General features: G+C 45.7%; 13 protein-coding genes and 1 tRNA gene. 10 read left to right on the top strand and 4 right to left on the bottom strand.

Going from position 1 to position 22119, the window contains the following annotated elements:
* The first annotated feature begins 11 nt into the window (after positions 1-11).
* Entirely contained in the window at positions 12-1022 is a 1011-nt protein-coding gene (locus KN811_RS10655; protein ID WP_187965761.1) for a zinc-binding alcohol dehydrogenase family protein, read from the top strand.
* A gap of 452 nt (positions 1023-1474) precedes the next feature.
* Here KN811_RS10655 and KN811_RS10660 read toward each other — a convergent pair.
* Positions 1475-1546: transfer RNA gene (locus KN811_RS10660), tRNA-Gln, on the bottom strand.
* Between the two features lie 364 nt (positions 1547-1910).
* On the opposite strand from KN811_RS10660, the gene KN811_RS21945 reads away from it, so the two are divergent.
* The 8 genes from KN811_RS21945 (at position 1911) to KN811_RS10700 (ending at position 15045) form a co-directional block, all read left to right on the top strand.
* Positions 1911-2753 carry a response regulator transcription factor gene (locus KN811_RS21945; RefSeq protein WP_187965760.1) on the top strand — a complete coding sequence of 281 codons (843 nt, stop codon included), beginning with the start codon at positions 1911-1913 and terminating at the stop codon, positions 2751-2753.
* A 51-nt stretch (positions 2754-2804) separates the two neighbouring features.
* Complete coding sequence (locus tag KN811_RS10670) at positions 2805-6071, top strand: glycosyltransferase family 117 protein (protein WP_247716467.1); 3267 nt, start codon at positions 2805-2807, stop codon at positions 6069-6071.
* A gap of 209 nt (positions 6072-6280) precedes the next feature.
* Positions 6281-9538 (top strand): protein O-mannosyl-transferase family, encoded by a 3258-nt coding sequence (locus tag KN811_RS10675; RefSeq protein ID WP_187966027.1) that lies wholly within the window; start codon positions 6281-6283, stop codon positions 9536-9538.
* Positions 9539-9656: 118 nt separating this feature from the next.
* Positions 9657-10070, top strand: a complete 414-nt coding sequence (gene mscL, locus KN811_RS10680; protein ID WP_187966026.1) for a large-conductance mechanosensitive channel protein MscL — start codon at positions 9657-9659, stop codon at positions 10068-10070.
* 284 nt (positions 10071-10354) lie between these two features.
* The gene (locus KN811_RS10685) at positions 10355-11347 is read left to right on the top strand and encodes an aspartate-semialdehyde dehydrogenase (RefSeq protein WP_187966025.1); all 993 of its coding nucleotides are present in this window, start codon (positions 10355-10357) and stop codon (positions 11345-11347) included.
* A 154-nt stretch (positions 11348-11501) separates the two neighbouring features.
* Positions 11502-11822, top strand: coding sequence for a hypothetical protein (locus tag KN811_RS10690; protein ID WP_187966024.1), 321 nt, complete (start codon positions 11502-11504; stop codon positions 11820-11822).
* Between the two features lie 216 nt (positions 11823-12038).
* On the top strand, positions 12039-14456 hold the full coding sequence (locus KN811_RS10695; RefSeq protein ID WP_187966023.1) for a TonB-dependent receptor: 2418 nt from the start codon (positions 12039-12041) through the stop codon (positions 14454-14456).
* Positions 14457-14475: 19 nt separating this feature from the next.
* Positions 14476-15045 carry a type 1 periplasmic binding fold superfamily protein gene (locus KN811_RS10700; protein WP_187966022.1) on the top strand — a complete coding sequence of 190 codons (570 nt, stop codon included), beginning with the start codon at positions 14476-14478 and terminating at the stop codon, positions 15043-15045.
* 701 nt (positions 15046-15746) lie between these two features.
* Here KN811_RS10700 and KN811_RS10705 read toward each other — a convergent pair.
* Entirely contained in the window at positions 15747-17480 is a 1734-nt protein-coding gene (locus KN811_RS10705) for a helix-turn-helix domain-containing protein (protein WP_187966021.1), read from the bottom strand.
* A 27-nt stretch (positions 17481-17507) separates the two neighbouring features.
* On the bottom strand, positions 17508-19244 hold the full coding sequence (locus KN811_RS22010) for a helix-turn-helix domain-containing protein (protein ID WP_187966020.1): 1737 nt from the start codon (positions 19242-19244) through the stop codon (positions 17508-17510).
* Between the two features lie 333 nt (positions 19245-19577).
* Here KN811_RS22010 and KN811_RS10715 point away from each other — a divergent pair, with 333 nt between their 5' ends.
* A complete protein-coding gene (locus KN811_RS10715) occupies positions 19578-21737 on the top strand; it encodes a prolyl oligopeptidase family serine peptidase (protein ID WP_187966019.1) in 2160 nt (719 codons plus the stop codon).
* Between the two features lie 45 nt (positions 21738-21782).
* Here the strand turns inward: KN811_RS10715 and KN811_RS10720 are convergent, their stop codons facing one another.
* On the bottom strand, positions 21783-22079 hold the full coding sequence (locus tag KN811_RS10720) for a thioredoxin family protein (protein ID WP_187966018.1): 297 nt from the start codon (positions 22077-22079) through the stop codon (positions 21783-21785).
* Positions 22080-22119 lie beyond the last annotated feature (40 nt).

Raw genomic sequence — 22119 nt, forward strand, 5'->3', positions numbered from 1 at the left:
TAAAAACACACATGAAATATATAGTATGCAAAGAACCCTATAAACTGGAAATAAAAGAAAAAGACCCGCCTTTGGCCGGTGCTGATGAGGCATTGCTCAAAGTTCACAAGGTAGGTGTCTGCGGAACCGATCTGCACGCTTATGTGGGAAACCAGGCATTTTTTCGGTATCCCAGGATACTCGGGCATGAACTAGCCGCGGAGGTCATCCATATCGGGGACAACAATAAGGGCATAAAACCGGGAGACCGGGTTGTTGTAATGCCTTATGTAAGTTGCGGCCATTGTATCGCCTGCCGGAAAGGTAAGACCAATTGCTGCACCAATATCCGGGTGCTGGGAGTGCATACGGATGGGGGCATGCAACAGGAAATTGCAGTGCGTAACGATCTGCTTATCCCTGTGAACAGACTTTCCTATAAAGAAATGGCGATTGTAGAACCCCTTGCCATCGGGGCACATGCCCTGAGAAGGGCCTCCCCGGAACCCGGGGAAACCGTTGTTGTGGTGGGCTGTGGTCCTATTGGCCTGGGACTGATAAAACTGGCAAAGATTTCCGGTGCCAGGGTTATTGCTATCGATACGGTGGAATCGCGTTTGCAATTTACCAAAGAGGTCATAGGGGCGGATTTTGTACTACACGCATTTCGGGACCCGGAAAAAACCGTGTCCGAAATTACGAATGGGGATATGGCCACAGTGGTCTTCGATGCTACGGGTAATAAAAAGGCCCTTGAAACAGGAATAAACTATATGGCACATGGCGGAAAATATGTTCTTGTAGGACTGTCTAAAGGAGATCTGGTCTATAACCACCCGGAAATACATGCCAGAGAAACAACCCTGATGTGCAGCAGAAATGCTACATTAGAAGATTTTCAGTTCGTGATTGACCATATCCGCGAATTCCCAACGGATGCTTTTGTCACCCATGAGGTTCCTTACCTGGACATGCCTACGCATTTTGATCAATGGACAGATCCCCGCTCCGGGACCATAAAAGCGATGGTGAGCTTTGAATAAACGCAGAAATCCGGGATCGTAATGGAAATTCAGCATGAAACACTCACTATCGGTCCGATTTTCGGTATCTTTCCTTTAATACTAATATTAAAATTTGACCAATTGTAGTTTACCTCAAGATACATATTCATGTACAACTCAATATTATTAAGTCAGAATCAATTGAAACAGTATTAGTAATATAGTTCATATTATGAAGTATAAAATAAAAATTCTTATCTTGAAACAAGATTTCCAAAACAAACTCTTCGTAAAAAACCTTACAGGACTCGAACCGGGAAACAAACTATATATCAGTGGTTTACAATAATTCATGTTTTTATTAAGAAAAAACACTAAAATTATCGAACCAAACAAGTTAACGAATCTTCAAAATATATCACTGAAAAACAGACAGATAAGATAACAAAAAAAGGGACAAATCCATGTTTTTCAGATTTGTCCCCTAGAGGTTGGCCTACAAGGACTCGAACCTTGAACGACTGAACCAAAATCAGCTGTGTTACCAATTACACCATAGGCCAGTGCTTTATTGCGGATGCAAATTTATAACAAACTTTTGTTTGCACAAATATTTTTTCGGGTTTTTTATCCGCCCCTATATCCAGGGCCATAACAGGTATGCCCGAAGGCTTTAATCCCTGTTTAAGAAAATACAACTTTATTATTATTTTCACTCTCCAAATATCAGAATTTCATGATATCCAACATCCTTAACGGCTGGAATATCGTCCCGAAACAGGGAAGGAACACGACAAAGAAGTACTTTTTCATTTATTTCTTATCTTAAGGCCCTCTTTTTGTGCCCCAGTGGTCCCGCTTTATAAGCCCCCGACCTTAAATAGCTTTTAAAGGATTAATGATAAAAAACGATTAAAAAATAAACAGATGAAATCAAGAATTCATTCCGTTTTGATTTTGTTTCCGTTACTTTTTCTGCAATATGGCTATGGTAGCCACCCGGAAAATTTTACAGGTTACGGTGATGTGGAGTATCATATACATGACAGAAATGATCAAAACCATAATAAAGAGGTGTTACTCGATACGCTCAGGAAGATTGAAAAGAGCCTGGAGGAGAGGCCGGAAAACCCGGACGAGTCCGGATTTTCCGACCTGGACACGGAAGAATGGAAAAGATACAAGCTGTTTAACCGTAAAATAGTTTCCGGATCGAAAGCAGAATACCTGGAAAAATCAAAATCGTATATAAAAGATTCCACTCAGATCCTCATCATCAAGTTAAAAGCGCTGGAGACTTTGGACCACAGCGGATTGTTAGAACAGGATATCCGTAAAAACCGGGATTATTACCTGGATCTTATAGAAGAATTCAGGAATAGTGATCTGGACCCTAAATATTACCTGTATTTTGAAAACAAGATCAGGAAAATCAACAATAAGACCATTTCAGCAAGATATCATACCAGCCTTTTCTTTAATATTGTCGGTTTTCTGTCATTAGGCGTTTTCGGTTTTACCGCATACCGAAGACAAAGAAAAAAAACAGGCCGTAAAATAGATTTTTTAAGTGCTCAGGAAAGAAAAGTTGTCCATCTGATCCTCCTCGGCAAATCCAACAAGGAAATTGCTTCAGAGCTATTTATCAGCCTCAGTACCGTTAAGACACATATAACAAATTCATATGGTAAACTGGAGGTATCAAACCGGAAAGAACTGGTCCGGAAATACTGCAATAAACAGGGACTAGCACCTATTTCAACCCCGTAAACATAGGGTACTCATAAGGAATTTCATTATTTCGGGCCCAAAACGTAAATAATGAAAAGTGCCTTTTTATTGAAGACCAATTTCATCACGACAGACATATTCAAACGATGGGACTCCATACTGGGATGGACTGTATTTGCAATAGCTTTACTGACCTACGGATTAACAGCAGAACCCACCGTAAGTTTTTGGGATTGCGGCGAATATATTGCTTCGTCCTCACAGCTTGAAGTAGGCCACCCGCCCGGGGCTCCGCTGTTCCAGATGCTGGGTGCCGTATTTGCCATGTTTGCTACCGGGCCGGAAGGTATTGCCCTCACGGTAAATTACATTTCTGTCCTTTCCAGTGCTTTTACTGTGCTCTTTATGTTCTGGGTCATTACCCGTCTGGTACGAAAAACCACGTACAAGAACGGGGAAATGCCCACTCCCTCTGCCATTGCTGTCCTTGGAAGCGGTGCCGTCGGGGCGCTGGCCTTTACTTTTTCCGACAGTTTCTGGTTCAATGCCGTGGAAGCCGAAGTCTATGCCATAGCAGCCCTGTTAATGTCCCTGTTACTATGGATGGGGCTCAAATGGACCGACGAAATGCACACCCCACAGGGCAACCGCTGGCTCCTGCTCATTGCCCTGGTCACCGGTATGGCTTTCGGCCTTCATTTTATGGGGTTCCTCGCCATCCCATCCATAGTGCTCCTGTACTACTTTAAAAAATACCGGAACATCACCATAAAAAACTTTGTCATAGCACAGGGGGCCGCTATTCTTTTACTCATCCTGGTCTACCGTTATTCGCTTACCTACACCCTGAAATTTTTCGGGTGGAGTGAACTTTTCTTCGTGAATACCTTCGGATTGCCTTTTCATTCCGGCACTGTCATTGCCGGCTTCGCTTTTGTTATATTATTTTACCTGGCCCATCGTTATACCAGGCGGAAAAACCTGTACGGAGCCAACACCGCCGTCCTGTGCCTGCTTTTTATGTTTATCGGTTTTTCTTCCTGGTTCATGCTCCCTATACGGGCCAATGCCCACACCCCCATCAATGAAAACGACCCCTCAGATGCCCGGCTGTTGCTGGCTTACTACAACAGGGAACAATACGGGGACGCAGGCGCCCCGCTGTACGGGGCCATGTATTCCGACAGGTTCGCAGGACAGGACTCCGACAATCCCTACAAAGACGACAAACCCAAATACGAACAGGATGAGGAAACGGGGAAATATATTATTGTAAACCCTTACAAAAATGCCATTCACAACTCCAACAGCAAGCACGTAGGTATCCTGCCCAGAATGTGGAGCAGCGAACACGCTGCCAATTACATGAAACTCTCCCGCCCCCTCGATTTCAGCATCAAACCCGAATACGCATCCAGTAAAGAACTAAAAGACGGCATTAACCGTTTCAAGATAGATTATGCAGCCGGTAAGATCGATGAAAAAGGTTATGTGAATTTCCTAGAACAATTCAGTTCCTACATCGATGTGGAACCACCCGGGCTGCTCGATAATATCCGGTTTATGTTCCAATACCAGTTCGGCTATATGTACTGGCGGTATTTCATGTGGAATTTTGCAGGCCGCCAGGACGACATCCAGGGTAAAATGAACAATAACGGCAACTGGCTCAGCGGTATAAAAGCCATAGATGAACACCACCTGGGCCCGCAGGACAACTTACCTTCGGATGCCCTGAACAACAGGGCCAGGAACACCTATTTCTTCCTGCCTCTGATCCTGGGGCTTATAGGATTTATCTTCCACCTGCGAAAAGACCCGAAACGGTTCTGGACCCTCCTGGTCTTCTTCCTCTTTACCGGTATAGCCATACAGTTCTACACCAACGTACGCCCGTTCGAACCCCGGGAAAGGGACTATTCGCTCATAGGCTCCTTCTACATTTTTGCCATCTGGATAGGCATAGGAGCATTTGCCCTGTATAGCGGGCTGCAAAAGTTACTGAGCCCAAAAATACTTGCTCCTGCCGTAAAAACAGCCTGTTTGCTCGCTGTCCCGACAGTCATGGCCTATCAGAACTGGGACGATCACGACCGCTCCGAACGCTATATTGCCAGGGCCATGGCAAGAAATACACTCGACTCCATCCGGAAAAATACAGATGCCATTGTCTTCACCATGGGCGAAAACGATATTTTCGGTATGTGGTATGCCCAGGAAGTAGAAAAGCACCGTACCGATGTACGCGTCGTCTACCCCGGCTACCTTGCCACCGACTGGTATATCGACCAGATAAAGCGAAAGGCCCATCAGAGCAGCCCTGTTCCCTCGCAGCTCTCTCACATACAATACACTTACGGAATACGGGATGTCGTCTATCACCAGCCTTTAACCGATGAAAGGTGGGATATTAAACGGTTCATGGAATGGATCGCCAACGACCGCCATACTGTGGAAGACCTTATCCGCAAGCAGGGCGGTGACCCCGGTCAATACCCGGAAAGATACCGCAAGGCCATTTTTTATCCCACGAACAGGATCCGTATCCCTGTGAACCGGAAAAACGTACTCCGGAGCGGACTGGTCATGGAAAAGGACAAAGCGCTTATCCGGGACCATATCGACATCGACCTTCCGGAAGGCGGTATCACCAAAAGCCAGATGATGATGCTCGACATCCTGGCCAACAACAACTGGGAACGCCCGCTCTATTTTACCGGGGGAAGTTTCAACCCGGCCGACTATCTCTGGCTCAGGGAATACATGCAACTGGACGGACTCGTCTACAAACTGGTCCCCATCAGGACCCCCATAGACAAGGACAACCCTTACGAAATGGGAAGAATAGACCCTGAACTGATGTATGACATTGTTATGAAATGGGACTGGGGCCATTCGGGTTCAGATAAGATATACTGCGATTCCATCATAAGAAGAAGGGCAATCTCATACAGGATAAACATGGCACGCCTGACAGAAACCCTGCTTGAGGAAAATAAAAAGGAAAAGGCAAAAAATGTCATGGACCTGGCCATGGAAAAGATGCCCCTGGAACACTACGGGTATTATGCTTTCCTGGAACCCTTTATAGACGGGTATTACCAGGCAGGAGAGTTCCGTAAAGCGAGAGACCTGTTTACCAGGACAAGCCGTAAATACCAGGAAAAACTGGACTATTATCTCTCATCTGGAAAACATCCGCTGATCACCGGAGAAGACATCCTGTACGACCTGCAACGCTACCGGGCATTGGTAGATATCGTAGCCAGGAATGACAACGAGGAATTCGGAAGAAAAGAAACCGAAGAATTTAACCGTTACCTCGATCAAACGGAACAACGCTACTTCAGTTTATAGTCGGGCTTGTAAGAAACCAGCGTGCCGGTATTCGGATCTATGAGTGGCCAACCTCTTTCTATCCACATATTCCCGAACACCCGAATACCGGCACACCCGCCCGACCTCAACTTTCTACATACGATGTACTTGCCCTGTTTAAATAGCGAAAAACCCGGATTATATAGCGAATTATTATTAAATTCGCCTTTTCAGAGAAAACCAAGTTCATGACGACAGACATATTTAAACGATGGGATACCATACTGGGATGGGCCGTATTTGCAATAGCTTTACTGACCTATGGACTAACCGTTGAACCCACCGTAAGTTTCTGGGATTGCGGAGAATACATAGCCACTTCGGCCAGGCTCGAAGTCGGACACCCTCCGGGAGCACCGCTCTTTCAGATGCTCGGCTCCTTTTTTGCCATGTTTGCCCCGGGCACGGAATATGTCGCTTTGATGGTCAATACCATGTCTGTTCTTGCCAGTGCTTTTACCATTCTCTTTATGTTCTGGACCATCACCAACCTGGTAAAAAAAATGGTGATCGGGGAAAAAGAAATATCCAGGCCCTCTGCCATTGCCATTTTGGGCAGCGGTGCAGTAGGTGCACTGGCCTTTACATTTTCTGACAGTTTCTGGTTCAGTGCCGTAGAAGCTGAAGTCTATGCCATGGGAAGCCTGCTTATGGCCCTGTTGCTTTGGCTTGGAATAAAATGGGTTGACGAACTGGACTCTCCAAGAGGCAACCGCTGGCTTGTTCTTATTGCACTGATCATAGGTATGGCTCCGGGGCTTCACTTTATGGGCTTCCTCGCTATCCCGTCCATAGGACTATTATACTATTTTAAAAGATATAAGACTACCACTGTAAAAAACTTCCTGGTAGCCAATGCCATTGTAGTAGGAATACTACTGCTCACCTATAAATTCTCCCTGACCTTCGTACTGGAGCTCTTCGGGTGGAGTGAGATCTTTTTCGTCAATACCATAGGGCTTCCGTTCAATTCAGGGACCATTATTATGGGGCTCATATTTATCCTGATATTTTACTTTGCCCTTCGCTACACCAGGCAGAAACAGTTGTACAAGGCCAATATTATTGTCCTTTGTTTTGTCTTTATGTTTATCGGGTTCTCTTCCTGGCTCATGCTCCCCTTACGAGCTAATGCACACACCCCGATCAACGAAAACGACCCGGCAGACGCCCGTGCCCTGCTGGCCTACTACAACAGGGAACAATATCCCGGGGTGGACAGTCCCGTTTACGGAGCCATGTATTCCGATATGTTTGCCGGGCAGAACGCCGATCCCGAAAAAGCGTATAAGGACGACAAGCCCAAATATGAGCAGGATAAAAAAAGCGGAAAGTATGTTATTGTAAACCACTACAAAAGTGCCATCCCTAATTCCAACAGCAAACATGTAGGACTACTGCCACGGATGTGGAGTACCGACCACGCCTCCAATTACATGAGGTTTACCCGCCCGCTCGACTTCCGGATACGATCGGAATACCTGTCTAACAATGACCTGAAGAATGCTATTAAACAGTTCAGGACCGATTATGCCAACGGCAGGATAGACGAAGATGGCTATGTAAACTTCCTGCGGCAGTTCGGGCAGTATATCGAGGTACAACCGCCTTCGCTTTCAGACAATATAGGATTTATGATCCGGTACCAGTTTGGCTATATGTACTGGCGGTATTTTATGTGGAATTTTGTAGGCCGGCAGGACGATATTCAGGGTAAGATGGACGATCACGGCAATTGGCTCAGCGGTATTAAGTTTATCGATGAATGGCATTTGGGCTCTCAGGACAACCTGCCGTCGGACGTACTGAACAATAAGGCCAGGAACACCTATTTTTTCCTTCCTTTGATCCTTGGGATCATCGGACTTATATTCCAGATACGGAGAAACCCGAAGCAATTCTGGATGTTGTTTGTGTTCTTTATGTTCACCGGCCTCGCCATACAGTTCTACACCAATGTACGCCCGTTCGAACCCCGTGAGAGGGATTATTCCCTGGTGGGATCGTTCTATATTTTTGCGATCTGGATCGGTATAGGTGTTTTTGCCCTGTATGAAGAATTCAAAAAACGGATAGCTCCAAAGGTACTGGCCCCTGCCGTAACTGCCTTATGCTTCCTTGCCATTCCTGTTGTTATGGCCAGCCAGAACTGGGACGACCACGACCGTTCTAACCGCTATACGGCCGAGGCCATTGCACGGAACTACCTGAACTCTGTCCAGGAAGATGCAGGAGCCATAATATTTTCTATTGGGGACAACGATACTTTCGGCCTGTGGTACATCCAGGAGATCGAAGGGCACCGCACCGATGTGAGGGTCATAAATTCCAGCCTTTTCGCCACCGACTGGTATATCGACCAGATGAAGCGAAAAGCCTATGAAAGCGACCCCATCCCCTCGCAACTCACCCACTCGCAGTACGCCTATGGTGTAAGGGATGCCATATATTACCAGCAACTCACGGACGAACGCTGGGACATCAAACGTTTTATGGACTGGGTGGCCAATGACGACAACACCATTGGAAACCTCATCAAAAGACAGGGAGGAGATATCCGGCAATACCCGGAGAACGCCAGGAACACCATTTTCTATCCGACAAACAAAATAAGGATCCCTGTTAACAAAGAGAATGTACTGAAAAGCGGATTGGTCAAAGATAAAGACAGTGCGCTTATTGTAGATTACATAGACATTGACCTGCCAAAAAGCGCCATTGGCAAAAACAGGATGATGATGCTCGATATCCTCGCCAATAACGACTGGACACGGCCCATCTATTTTACGGGAGGAAGTTTTGCCTCCGAAGAATACATCTGGATGAAGGATTACCTGCAACTGGACGGCATGGTCTATAAGCTGGTCCCGATAAAGAGCCCCGTGTCACAGGGCAGCTATGAAATGGGAAGGATAGACAGTGAATTGATGTACGATATCGTAAAGAAATGGAACTGGGGCAATTCCAATTCTCCGAACATCTATCACGATCCGGAAACCCGGAAAAACAGCATTTCGTACCGCAGCAACATGGCAAGGCTCGTGGAAACCCTCCTTGAGGAAGGCCAGAAAGAAAAAGCCCGGGAAGTCGTGAACCTGGCCATGGATCAGTTGCCTTTTGAATATTACGGATATTACGTTTTCCTCGAACCTTATGTCGATGGTTATTACAAAACCGGGCAAACCGAAAAGGCCAGGAAACTCTTCCTTGAAATAGCTCAAAAGTATCAGGAAAACCTGTCGTACTACCTCTCTTCCGGAAAAGCCTTCACCGAGCAGGATAAAATGTTATACGACATACAGAGATACCGCAGTCTCGTGGATATTGTAGTGGAAAACGACGAAGAGGACTTCGGCAAAAAACAAACGGAGACCTTTAACCAATATCTCGATCAGTTGGAGAAATCTTACGGAGGAGAAAGTGATTCCCTCGAAATCGTGGAATGATATAACACAAAAAGATTCGGAGTATTAACATTTTTTGAAAGAACATAAATTTTTTTTGTATTTTAGTCCATGTTATCGATCTATTTAATTTTTTATATACATTTTTTCTTAAAAAGATATGGGTTTCTTTAAGGATTTTAAATCGTTCCTGCTAAAGGGCGATATCGTCAACCTGGCTACGGCCGTTATCGTGGCCGGTGCTTTTGGAAAAATCGTTTCCTCATTTACCAATGACATTTTAATGCCTCCCATAGGCCTGCTTCTGGGAGATGTGGATTTTTCCGAACTGAAGTATGTACTCAAGGATGCTGTTACCGATGCGTCAGGAGAAATTACCACGGCAGCGGTTTCGATCAATTACGGTAACTTTATACAGTTTATTATCGATTTTATTATCATCGGTTTCTGTATCTTTATGATACTGAAAGCCTATGAAAAAAGCAAGAAAAAGGAAGAACCCGCACCCGCAGCACCTGCCGGCCCAACCCAGGAGGAACTGCTTGCAGAGATCAGGGATTTACTGAAAAAATAGACCGCATCACTACATATTCTAACCAAACCCTCCCTGCGGAGGGTCTTTTTTTAACAGCCAGGATGCTTTCGTGCTCCTAAATCCAACATTGAAATAATTCCTCGATCATAAGTCCCGAAACTTCCGGTGTTTTGTTATCAATGTGGTAGCCGAGACGTTTGTTACAAATAAAACATTTTGTTTCAAAAATATAATTCTTTTCTTTTTGCACTTGTCCCTATGCTTTTTATACCTACTTTTGCTAACTCAAAGTTGTTTAACAATTATATAGCTAATACAGACAAATGAAAGTTGCAGTTGTAGGAGCCACCGGAATGGTTGGCGAAGTTATGTTGCAGGTGCTTGCGGAGCGCCGTTTTCCCGTAACAGAATTATTACCCGTTGCTTCGGAGAGGTCCGTAGGGAAAGAGGTAATTTTTCAAGGCAAGCCTCACAAGGTTATCGGCCTGGCCGATGCCGTAGCGGCAAAACCGGCGATTGCCCTGTTCTCTGCGGGAGGCGCCATTTCCCTGGAATGGGCACCCAAATTTGCAGCGGCGGGCACTACGGTTATCGACAATTCCTCGGCATGGCGTATGGACCCCGACAAAAAACTGGTAGTCCCTGAGATCAATGCCAGCCAGATCACCCGGGAAGACAAGATCATTGCCAATCCCAACTGCTCTACCATACAGATGGTGATGGCCCTAGCCCCGTTACATAAAAAATATACCATAAACAGGGTCGTGGTTTCCACATATCAGTCCATTACAGGCACCGGGGTCAAAGCCGTACGCCAATTGGAAAACGAATATGCAGGCCAACAGGGAGAAATGGCATATCCCTATCCTATACACAGAAATGCATTGCCACACTGCGATGTTTTCGAGGAGAACGGCTACACCAAGGAAGAAATGAAACTTGTGAGGGAAACCCAGAAAATACTGGACGATAATACTATTGCAGTAACCTCCACAGCCATTCGCATACCTGTTGTAGGCGGCCACAGCGAATCGGTGAACCTGCAGTTTGAAAATGATTTTGACGTAAACGATATCCGGAAACTCCTGAACGAAACCCCCGGGGTTACCGTTCAGGACAATACAGACACCAACACCTATCCTATGCCCATCTATGCCCAGGGCAAAGATGACGTTTTCGTAGGCCGGATACGCCGCGACCATTCCCAACCCAACAGCCTCAACCTCTGGATTGTCGCCGATAACCTGAGAAAAGGAGCGGCTACCAATACGGTACAAATAGCCGAATACCTTGCGGCCAATCAACTGGCAGGCTAACACGTCCCGGCTTGAAAACTGATGTTTTCCGGGACGGTCCCCCTCTGCCTTAGGGGGAGATGCCGAAGGCAGAGGGGGACTATTAACACCATCTTCCCAATAATTTGTTAAACATTCCGTTTATTGTATTTTGTTTTTTATACTTTTGCTCCGCATGAAGGCATTTAGGGTACATATTGGCTTTTCCCTTATTTTTGCAGTATTATTTTCCATACTGTTCCAGGCCTTTCACATTATAGATCACGCTACGGACAACATCCCGCTGCCATCGGAAAAGCAAAGTATGGTCACCACATCGGCCTCCAAATGTCCCGTATGTGATTTTAAATTCTCGGTATTCCACACTCCCGGGATCCTCCATTTCACCCCGGTGGAAACCATTGAACCCGTAGTATACATTAACTTCTATACTCCGGCCTCCACCACTTTTCGCGATAAGTCCCTGGCACTCAGGGCACCCCCGTATAACGCATAACAGCCTCCCAAACCGGATCATCGTATACACTGCGAACAAGCACCTGTTTTGCAGTGTTTCACGTATTTGATCCTTATAATTTATCCGGAATATTTTCCTGATCCGTTTGTTTATCGCACAACGCCCCTTTCCGTTCGAAAAGGCAAAAAGAGGCTATAAGACCATCCTGCAGGGAGTAATACTACACTCCCCTCCTAATCAAAATCGTTAGAACGCATGAAACCAGCATTCCCCCTATTCCTGTTCATCTCCCTTTTGGGAAGCATAACAACTGCCACATCACAAAACTGTACGGCGGTGTTCAAAGGAGAAGTCACCGACTTTCACGACGGCAAACCTCTTATGAATGCCCTGATACAGCTCATCGGAACCGATAAGGCAACCGCTTCCGATATCGATGGCAGTTTTGTTATAAACGGTATATGTCCCGGCCGTTATGAAGTGGAAATATCTCATGAATCCTGCAACACCCGTATCATGTCCGTCGAGATTTCGGGAACCACTACACAACCCATCACCCTGGAACACCACCTCGAAGAACTCAAGGAAGTCGTTGTGGAAGGCAGCAGGGACCATCCTGTTACCAATTCCGCAACAGAACAAATACTGCACACCGATGTCATTGAAAAGTTCAGCAGTGCTTCCCTGGGCGATGCCTTAAAGGAAATAAGCGGGGTCTCTTCCCTGAATACGGGAAGTGCCATCGTAAAACCCGTAATCCAGGGATTGCACAGCAGCCGGATCATTACCATGAACAACGGTGTAAGACTTCAGGACCAGGAGTGGGGCATAGAGCACGCCCCTAATCTCGACCTGAACGCCGCCGGGAGCCTCACCGTGGTAAAAGGCGCAGCAGCATTGCAATACGGTGGAGATGCCATAGGCGGGGTGATCATAGCCGATCCGGAAAAGATCCCCGTAAAAGACACTATCTACGGAAAAACCCTGCTCTCCGGGGCCACCAACGGCCGCGGAGGGGCTTTGGTGTCCTCACTTACCAAAAGTTATAAAAGCGGGTGGTACTGGTCCGCACAGGGTACACTAAAACGCTTTGGCGATGGTAAAGCCCCGGACTATTCCCTCACCAATACCGGGTATTCCCAACAGGCCTTCAGCGCCTCTTTCGGGCTGAACAAGTTTACATACGGTTTTGATGTGTATTACAGCTTTTACCGGAATGAGATCGGAATACTAAGAGCTTCTCATATAGGCAGTGTCGAAGATATGTTCCACGCCATCAACAGCAGGCAGCCTTCAGTCATAGAACCTTTTTCCTACGACATTAACGCCCCGAAACAGGACATTACCCACCATCTCGCTAAAGTGAGGTTCTTCAAGCGTTTTCAAAACCTGGGAAAACTGAGCCTGCAATACGATTTTCAACAAAACAACCGCCTGGAATACGATATCCGCAAGGGAGACCTCAAAGGAATTCCCGCCATGGATATGGAACTGACCACTCATACCCTGTCTTCCGATTTTCAGTTTGATTCCCGTTCCGATTACAAGATAAATACAGGGGCAACATTCCAGTACCAGACCAACTTTCCCGATCCCCGGACCAGGGTAAGAAGGCTGATCCCCGATTACGACCGTTATACTTTCGGGATATACGGGGCCGGTTCCTATCACCTCACGGACGCCCTGACCTTAGACGCCGGTGCCAGGTATGACTTTACCCGGATGGACGCTAAAAAATTCTACTTTAACACCCGTTGGGAGCAAAAGGGCTACGACCGGGATTTTCAGGATATTATTATCGGTGAAGAAGGCAATCAATTGCTGACCAATCCCGTTTTCGATTTCCACAACATCTCTGCTACTGCCGGGATCAAATACAATATGGACACCTATGGAGAAGTCCTGTTCAACTACGCCCTGGCCGGCAGGGCACCGAACCCCTCCGAATTGTTCAGTGACGGCCTGCACCATTCTGCCGCAGCCATAGAGCTGGGAGATTTGAGAATGGACCAGGAAACCTCACACAAGTTTTCGGCCTCTTATGCCAGGAACACAGGGGAATTTCAGTTTACCGTAGCTCCCTATGCCAATTTTGTCCACAATTTTATCCTGCTGGAGCCTACCGGGTCTGAACAGACCATACGGGGGGCATTCCCTGTATGGGAATACAAACAGGTAAATGCGAGATTGCTCGGCATAGACCTGGATGCCAGCTACCGGTTTCTGGATCACTGGACCTTTACACACAAATTTTCTTATGTATACGGCAAAGACATTACGCGCAACAGGCCTTTGATAGACATCCCCCCGGCCAACACCTCCAACCGGATCACCTTTTCCAAACCCGAATGGAAGAATTTAAGGCTAACTCTCCGGAGCGACTATTTCTTCCGGCAGAATGAATTTCCGAATAACAATTTCCCCGTCCGCCTGCCCGAAAACGGGGAATATGTAGACCGGGAACTCGATATAAGCACCCCGCCCTCTGCATATCACCTGCTGGGTTTTGATGCCTCGGCCGGTTTTCACTTTATAAAACATTCCGAGATCACCGTAGGGCTTACCGTAGACAATATTCTGAACACCAATTACAGGGATTACCTGAACAGGCTCCGGTTCTTTGCGGACGACCTGGGCAGAAACTTTAAGTTACAGATAAAAATAAATTATTAACTCTAAAACCATTTATACAATGAAAACCATCAAATTATTAGCGCTGTTTATCACAGGCTCCGTGTTGTTGGCCTCCTGCTCCAGTGACGATGACAATCCAGAGGTGATCAACGAGGAAGAACTGATCACTACGATGACGGTAACCCTGATTGCAGATAATGCAAATGATGTAGTACTGGAGATTTTCGATGAAGACGGGCAGGACGGCCCCGCCGAACCCAATGTTAAAGTTTCCGGCAGCCTTAAGGCCAATACCACTTATGCCGGCACCGTACAACTCGAAAATGAAACCGAAGACCCGGCCGAAGACATTACCGAAGAAGTTAAAGAGGAAGCTGATGAGCACCAGTTTTTCTTCGCCGTTACCGGAAACCTGAATACTCCCGAGTATGACGATACCGAAAACGACTACCTGGGTAACGGAAGCGACAACTACGTAGGGATCAAGTTTTTACTAACCACGACCGAGCCTGGAGAAGGGACTTTTAAGGTGACCCTGATCCACGAACCCAAAAAACCGAATAACGGTATAAGCGATGCAGGCGGAGAAACCGATGCAACAGCAACATTCCCTGTTAATGTCGAATAACCGGTAAGAGGACTAAAAGTAAAAAAGCTGCCTTTACGGCGGCTTTTTTTATGCCAGTAACAATGCCTCCGTTAAAATATATACGATGAATTCCGCTACTACAACCAAAAGCATTGTTCTTTGTTTTTAAGATGAATGTTCCGTGTATTCGAATAAGAAGTAGAAAAGATAATCCAAAAAGGGGGCGCCGACTTATAATTGCAAGCCGAAACGCCACTCCTTTAAGGCCCCCTAAAACCTAATAAATTTTTTTACAAAATCACTATTTCCCAAAAACGGCAGTCAGTATTTCCATACATATCTCTCAGTCAGTATCCGCTTCCGGGCCTCAGGTAAAGACACCTGTTTTTTTCAGATCGTGGTGTAAAAGTATAGCACCCTTAATACCTATACAACAAGTTGTACTCTACATTTATAAATCAAGGGTAGTAATTTCCATATTTTTACTACATCAAAAATTAAATAAAAAACTGTAAATCAACTAAATAAAAACGAACATTATGTTAAAACGGAAGGGTATAAAGCAAAGGGAGCAAAAACCGGAAAACATACATATTTTACAGATTAGAAATAAAAAATAAGGAGAAATCACTTATTTATACAGATGTATTTTCCCTTTCTTTTTTTAATGGCCTGATAAAACAGGGAGAATAAACACCGGTTTCTTCATAAAAGTACGGCAAACGGCAGCAGTATTACATTCAGACCGTCCGATCTTTCGCGAGCTTTTCTTCTTTAAGATTCTTTACAAAATAAGAAGGATAGATCCCGGTATGCCGGTAAAACGAACTGGCAAAAGATTGTGCGGTATTATAGCCGGCTTCTTCGGCAATACCGCTTATACTGTAAGAATACAGGCGTTCTTCATTTTTAAGGCGGTATATGATATGATCTACCCGAAGGCTTTGCAGGTATTTGCTGAAATTCATTTTCCTGGAGGTATTGATCACCCGGGACAGGTAGGTAGAATTGGTGTTGAGTTCCTTGGCCAGGCTATGCAGGGTGATCTCAGGGTTGGTAAATCGTTTGGTGTTTTCAAATTGTAGCAGTGCTTTTTCGATATCCCGGAATATTTCTTCGGGCACTCCGGAGTCTTTTATAACGGCTATACTGACACGCGAACTATCTCCTATTTCTGAATGATTTCCATACATCAGTTTCCTGTACCGCAATTTATATATACGCTGCTTCTGATAATAATACACCAGCAGCACCCCCATCAATACCGTGGCCACCAGAAGAACCAGTTTATAAGCCCTGTTTTTCCAGTCTTTTTGCTCCAGTGCACTGATCAATTTCTCCTTTTGACGCAACAGGTGTGGTGTGTCGTAATTTCGCGTGATCTCGCCATCCATAGCCCGGTTTTCCATGAGCTCTTTATCGAGTTTCAACAGTTTATCTACATAAAACAGTTGGTCTTCCTTTTCCTGCTTCCGGCTGTGATAATCTATCATATATTCATAAACCTGCCTCAGCTCTCTGAATTTGTAGTTTAATGCTTCGGCCGCCGTGTCAACCTCCAAAAATGTAGAGAGCGCTTTTTCTTTTTGCCCTGACTTTTCATACGACTTCCCCATATAATATTTGGCCAGGACCACATTGCGCTCTTTGGTAAGATGCGGTAGGGCTTTATGTATACTGTCCAGGGCGGCCTGGTAATTGCCATCGTAATATTCGGCCTTACCTCCAACAGACACTCCCCAGTAATACCTCATCGTATCATCGTGCTTCAGACTCTCATCTATGCCTTTACGGGCATAAATTTTGGCAGAGTCTATTTCCCCCACATCGATATAACTCAAAGACAAGTTAAACATCGCATTCAGGTGATGTGATATATACCGATCTTCGCGCATCGTATCATCACAATAAATCCTTTTGTATTCCCGATCGTTTTCCAGGGCCGTCAAATGCTCCTTATTGATCTTCAATGCTCCCTGATAATCCCCGGTTTTTCCTTTTAATGCACCAATTGCGGGACGTATGCCCATCAATTGTTTAATGTTATTCCGTTCCACGGCATATTCATATCCGGTCAGATAATGATTCGTGGCTTGTCTGTAATTGGCCAAATGAAAATACCAGTACCCTTTTAACAGGTATCCGACCGCAGGATGCGTTTTATCTTTAGAATTTTTGGTCAGTGCAATGATCGTATCTGCATATTGCAGTCCCATCTCCGGGCCAAATGCCGAAGCATAGTAATAATGCCCTTTGGCCATACGCACCGAATCCTTTTCCGCACGGCCTTTTTCTATATATATGTCCGCGATCTTCTTTGCCGTCAGTGTATCTTTGGGAAGCCATTCATAGAACAGGGTATTCAGCTCTTTATAGGTCTTGCCGGACAGGGTATCCTTTGTCCGCTCCTGTCCCATCATCGTATTTACGCTTAAAAACAGGATACAAAGCAGCAACATGTAAAAATATCTCATATTCAAGGGGTTGTTTGGTATTCATGTTCAGACCGTCTGTTCTCCGGCAAACTTCTCCTCTTTGAGTTTCTTCACAAAATAGGAGGGGTTGATACCGGTATGCCGGAAAAATGAACTGGCAAAGGACTGAGCCGTATTATAACCGGCTTCCTGCGCAATTCCGCGAATGCTGTAAGACCGCAATCGTTCTTCCTGCTTTAGTCGTTGTATGATATGGTTTATCCGGAGACCGTGCAGGTATTTGCTGAAATTCATTTCCCGGGTGGTGTTGATGACCTTCGAAAGGTAAGTGGAATTGGTCTGCAACTCCTTGGCCAGGCTATGCAAGGTAACATCCGGATTGGCAAACCGTTTTTCCTCTTCGAACCGCACCAGTCCTTCTTCAATGCTCCGGAACGTTTCTGCAGGAACCCCCGAATCTGACATCGCACCTTCACCTGTTCGCGAACGATCCGGCATTTTTGCAGGATTCTCCTTCAACAACTCCCGGTAACGTTTTTTATACATCCGCTGCCGTTGATAGTAATAAACCAGGAACAGGCCAAACAGGGCTGCCATAATCACCATAAGCAGTTTATATATCCGGTTTTTATTGTTCTTTTCTTCCAGATGGCTTATCAGTTTCTCCTTTTGGCTCAACAGATAAGGCCTGTCGTATTTCCGGGCGATCTCACCGTCAATGGATTTGTTTTTCAGGAGCTCTTCGTCCAGTTTCAACAATTTATTGATATAAATCAGCTGGCTGTCCCTTTTCTGGCCTGCTTCATAGTAGTTTATCATATATTCATAGGCCGGGCGCAATTCCGGAAACCGGTAGTCCAGTTTCTCTACCAGGGAATCTGCCTTTTTCAGTGCCGACAAGGCATTCCTGTCCTTCCCCAGAACCTCGTAAGACCTGCCCTTGTAGAACTGGGCCATGGTATAGGTATACTTATTTTCTAAATGCGGTATGGCCCTGGTAAAACTGTCTATGGCCGACCTGTAATTCCCGGCGTAATATTCGGCTACTCCTCCCGTAGATACAAACCTGTAATATTGAAGGGTATCTCCATGCTCCAGGCTTTCCCCGATACCCCTGCGAATATATATTTTAGAAGAATCCACCTCCCGGACCTGCAAGTAAGACTGGCACAGGTTATATATAGCTATTATATGATCTTCTGCATATCCATCTTCACGGTTGGGGATATTGCTGTATAGCTCTTTGTATTCCGGATCGTTCTCCAGGGCATACAGATGCGCTTTTTCAATGGCCAGTGCTTCCCTGTGCTTTCCCGCCACATGCTTCAAAGCTGCCATTATAGGCCGTATCAGGAGCTGCTGTGAAACATTGTTCCGAGCTACGGCATATTTATTGGCTATAAGGTAGTTTTCAGTAGCCTTTACATATTTATCGGAATAATAAGACCAGTATCCTTTTAATATATACCCACGTGCCGGGTATTCTTTATCATATATATTCTTTGTCAGGTCAATAACAGAATCTGAATACATCAGCCCCGTCCCCGGCCCGAATTCGGCCGCATAGTAACGAAAACCCTGTGCCATGCGTATCGTATCTTTTTCCGCACGTGCCTTGGTGAGGTAAGCATCGGCAATATTCCTCGCCGTTAGTGTATCTTCCGGAAGATAGGTATAGAAAAGTTCGTTCAGCTCATCGTAATTCTTGCCAAACAAAGTATCGCGCAGGCCTTCCTGTCCCATTGTCGTGTAAAAACTCAGCAACAGAAAAACAGTAAAAAGGGTTGGTTGGGGGCGGCTCACGTCTGGAAAAAATTTTATACAATAATACGCATTTTGAAAACTTCATCATAGGGTTTATCCCAAGAGCCTGTTTAAACTGATTTCAATTGGCTAAAAAAATGCCCTTTTAGCCCCATATTTGTTTTTTCCTCGCCCCATAGCTATACTTCGGCTTCGCTCAGCAACCGTGGTTATGCGGCTCAAAAAAGCCTTCATATGGAACTAAAATCATCATTTTTCGCTTCAATCAAACCAGTTTAAACAAGCTCTAACATATTAACAAAAGAAATGCCACTCCGGCGTTCATTTTATATTATTTTTGAAATTCGTAATTCATCCTAATCCGCAATCAAGATGAAAAAAATAACCATACTTACCATTGCAATGCCCCTAATATGGTGTTCTTGCGATAAAACAAACAAAAAAGATATGGCCATAACATATCCCGAGATCAAAAAGACCGATACTACGGACGTATATTTCAACACCGAGATCAAAGACCCTTACAGATGGCTGGAAGACGACCGGTCGGAAGAAACCACCCAATGGGTAAAGGCAGAAAATAAAGTGACTTTTGACTACCTGGAACAGATACCCTTCCGGCAACAGCTCAAGAAGCGCCTGGAAAACCTGTGGAATTACGAAAAACTGTCTTCCCCCTTTAAAGAAGGCGATTATACCTATTATTTTAAGAATGACGGACTGCAGGACCAATCTGTTTTATACCGGAAGAACGACGAAGGAGAGGAAGAGATCTTCCTGGACCCGAACACTTTTTCCGAAGACGGGACCATCTCTCTCGGCGGAGTGCATTTTACCAGGGACGGAAGCCTGGCCGCTTATTCCATATCTGAAGGCGGAAGCGACTGGCGAAAGGTCATTGTCATGGATGCGGCCTCCAAAGAGATCATAGAAGACACCCTCACAGACATTAAGTTTAGCGGGGTATCCTGGAAAGGCAGGGAAGGCTTCTACTATTCCAGCTATGACAAACCCGAAGGCAGTGAACTCTCGGCCAAAACAGACCAGCACAAATTGTATTACCACAAACTCGGAACTCCGCAAAACGAAGACCTCCTGATCTTTGGCGGAACCCCGGAACAAAAACACCGCTACGTAGGTGGGGGCGTTACGGAAGACGAACGCTACCTCGTGATCAGTGCTGCAAACTCCACTTCCGGAAGCAAACTCTTTATACAGGACCTGCAAGCCCCGGAATCTGGGCTAATCCCGGTCGTAAACCATGAAGACAGCGATTCCTATATCCTGGACAACAAAGGTTCTACGCTCTATATTGCTACCAATCTGGATGCGCCCAACCAGAAAGTGGTTACCACAGATGCTTCCGATCCTACTCCGGAGAACTGGAAAGACCTCATCCCGGAAACCGAAAATGTTCTCAGTATTTCCACAGGCGGAGGGTTCCTCTTTACCAAATATATGATCGATGCCGTCTCTAAGGTATATCAATACGATTATGAAGGTAATAAAATACGTGAAATAGAACTCCCCGGCATAGGCACAGCCTCCGGGTTCGGCGGTAAGGAAGAACAAAAAACACTGTATTACTCCTTTACCAATTACAACACCCCGGCTCATATATACTCCTATGATGTAGACAGCGGTGATTCTAAATTATACTGGAAACCCGACATCGATTTTAACCCGGACGACTATATATCCGAGCAAGTCTTTTACAATTCCAAGGACGGCACACGGGTTCCCATGATCATCACTTATAAAAAGGGAACGGAACTCAACGGAAAGAACCCTACCATCTTGTATGGCTATGGCGGGTTTAACATCAGTTTGCAGCCTTCTTTCAGCACCACCAATGCCATCTGGCTCGAACAGGGTGGCATCTACGCAGTTCCTAACCTGCGCGGTGGCGGGGAATACGGTAAAAAGTGGCATATCGCCGGCACCAAGCTGCAAAAACAAAATGTATTTGACGATTTTATCGCAGCCGCTGAATACCTGATCGACAATAAATATACTTCGTCCGAATACCTGGCCATAAGAGGAGGTTCCAACGGCGGGCTGCTCGTCGGGGCCACGATGACACAGCGTCCGGACCTTATGCAGGTAGCCCTTCCTGCCGTAGGGGTACTGGACATGCTACGCTATCATAAATTTACTGCCGGTGCGGGATGGGCCTACGATTACGGCACATCCGAAGACAGTGAAGGGATGTTTAAATACCTCCTGGGCTACTCTCCCCTGCACAATGTAAAGGAGAACACGGAATATCCCGCCACACTCATCTCTACCGCAGACCACGACGACCGGGTAGTGCCGGCGCACAGCTTTAAATTTGCAGCCACTTTACAGGAAAAACAAACAGGAAACAACCCGGTTCTTATACGAATAGAGACCGATGCCGGGCACGGAGCAGGGACTCCGATCAGCAAGACCATTGAACAAACTGCAGATATCTTCGGTTTTACGCTATACCAAATGGGATACAAAGAACTTCCGAATCCGGAAGTAGAGAAAGAAGAAGTTACTCCATAGCAAAAAAATTCCTGTTCGGTGTTTCGACGCCGGACAGGACCGTTTTTATACATATTCCTGCAACAGGCCGATAAGGGTATTGGCATCCAGTTCCCCGCTCTGGCGCCATACCATTTCCCCTCCTTTATAGATCATAAGGGTTGGCAGCCCTTTTACCCGCAGGGCATTGGCTAACTCCTGGTTTTTGTCCACATCTATCTTTATCACTTTGGCCTTATCGCCCATGGCAGCGGCCACATCCCTCAGTACGGGGTGCATGGCTGTCGACGCTTCATTCCAGTCTGTATAAAAGTCCAGGAGTACTGGAATACTGAGATCTATTAATTCACCGAATTTTGACATTTTAACAAGGAATTAGTATTACAAATGTAGTATTTTCTGC

The sequence above is a fragment of the Sinomicrobium weinanense genome (assembly GCF_018863395.1).
Taxonomy (GTDB): Bacteria; Bacteroidota; Bacteroidia; order Flavobacteriales; family Flavobacteriaceae; genus Sinomicrobium; species Sinomicrobium weinanense.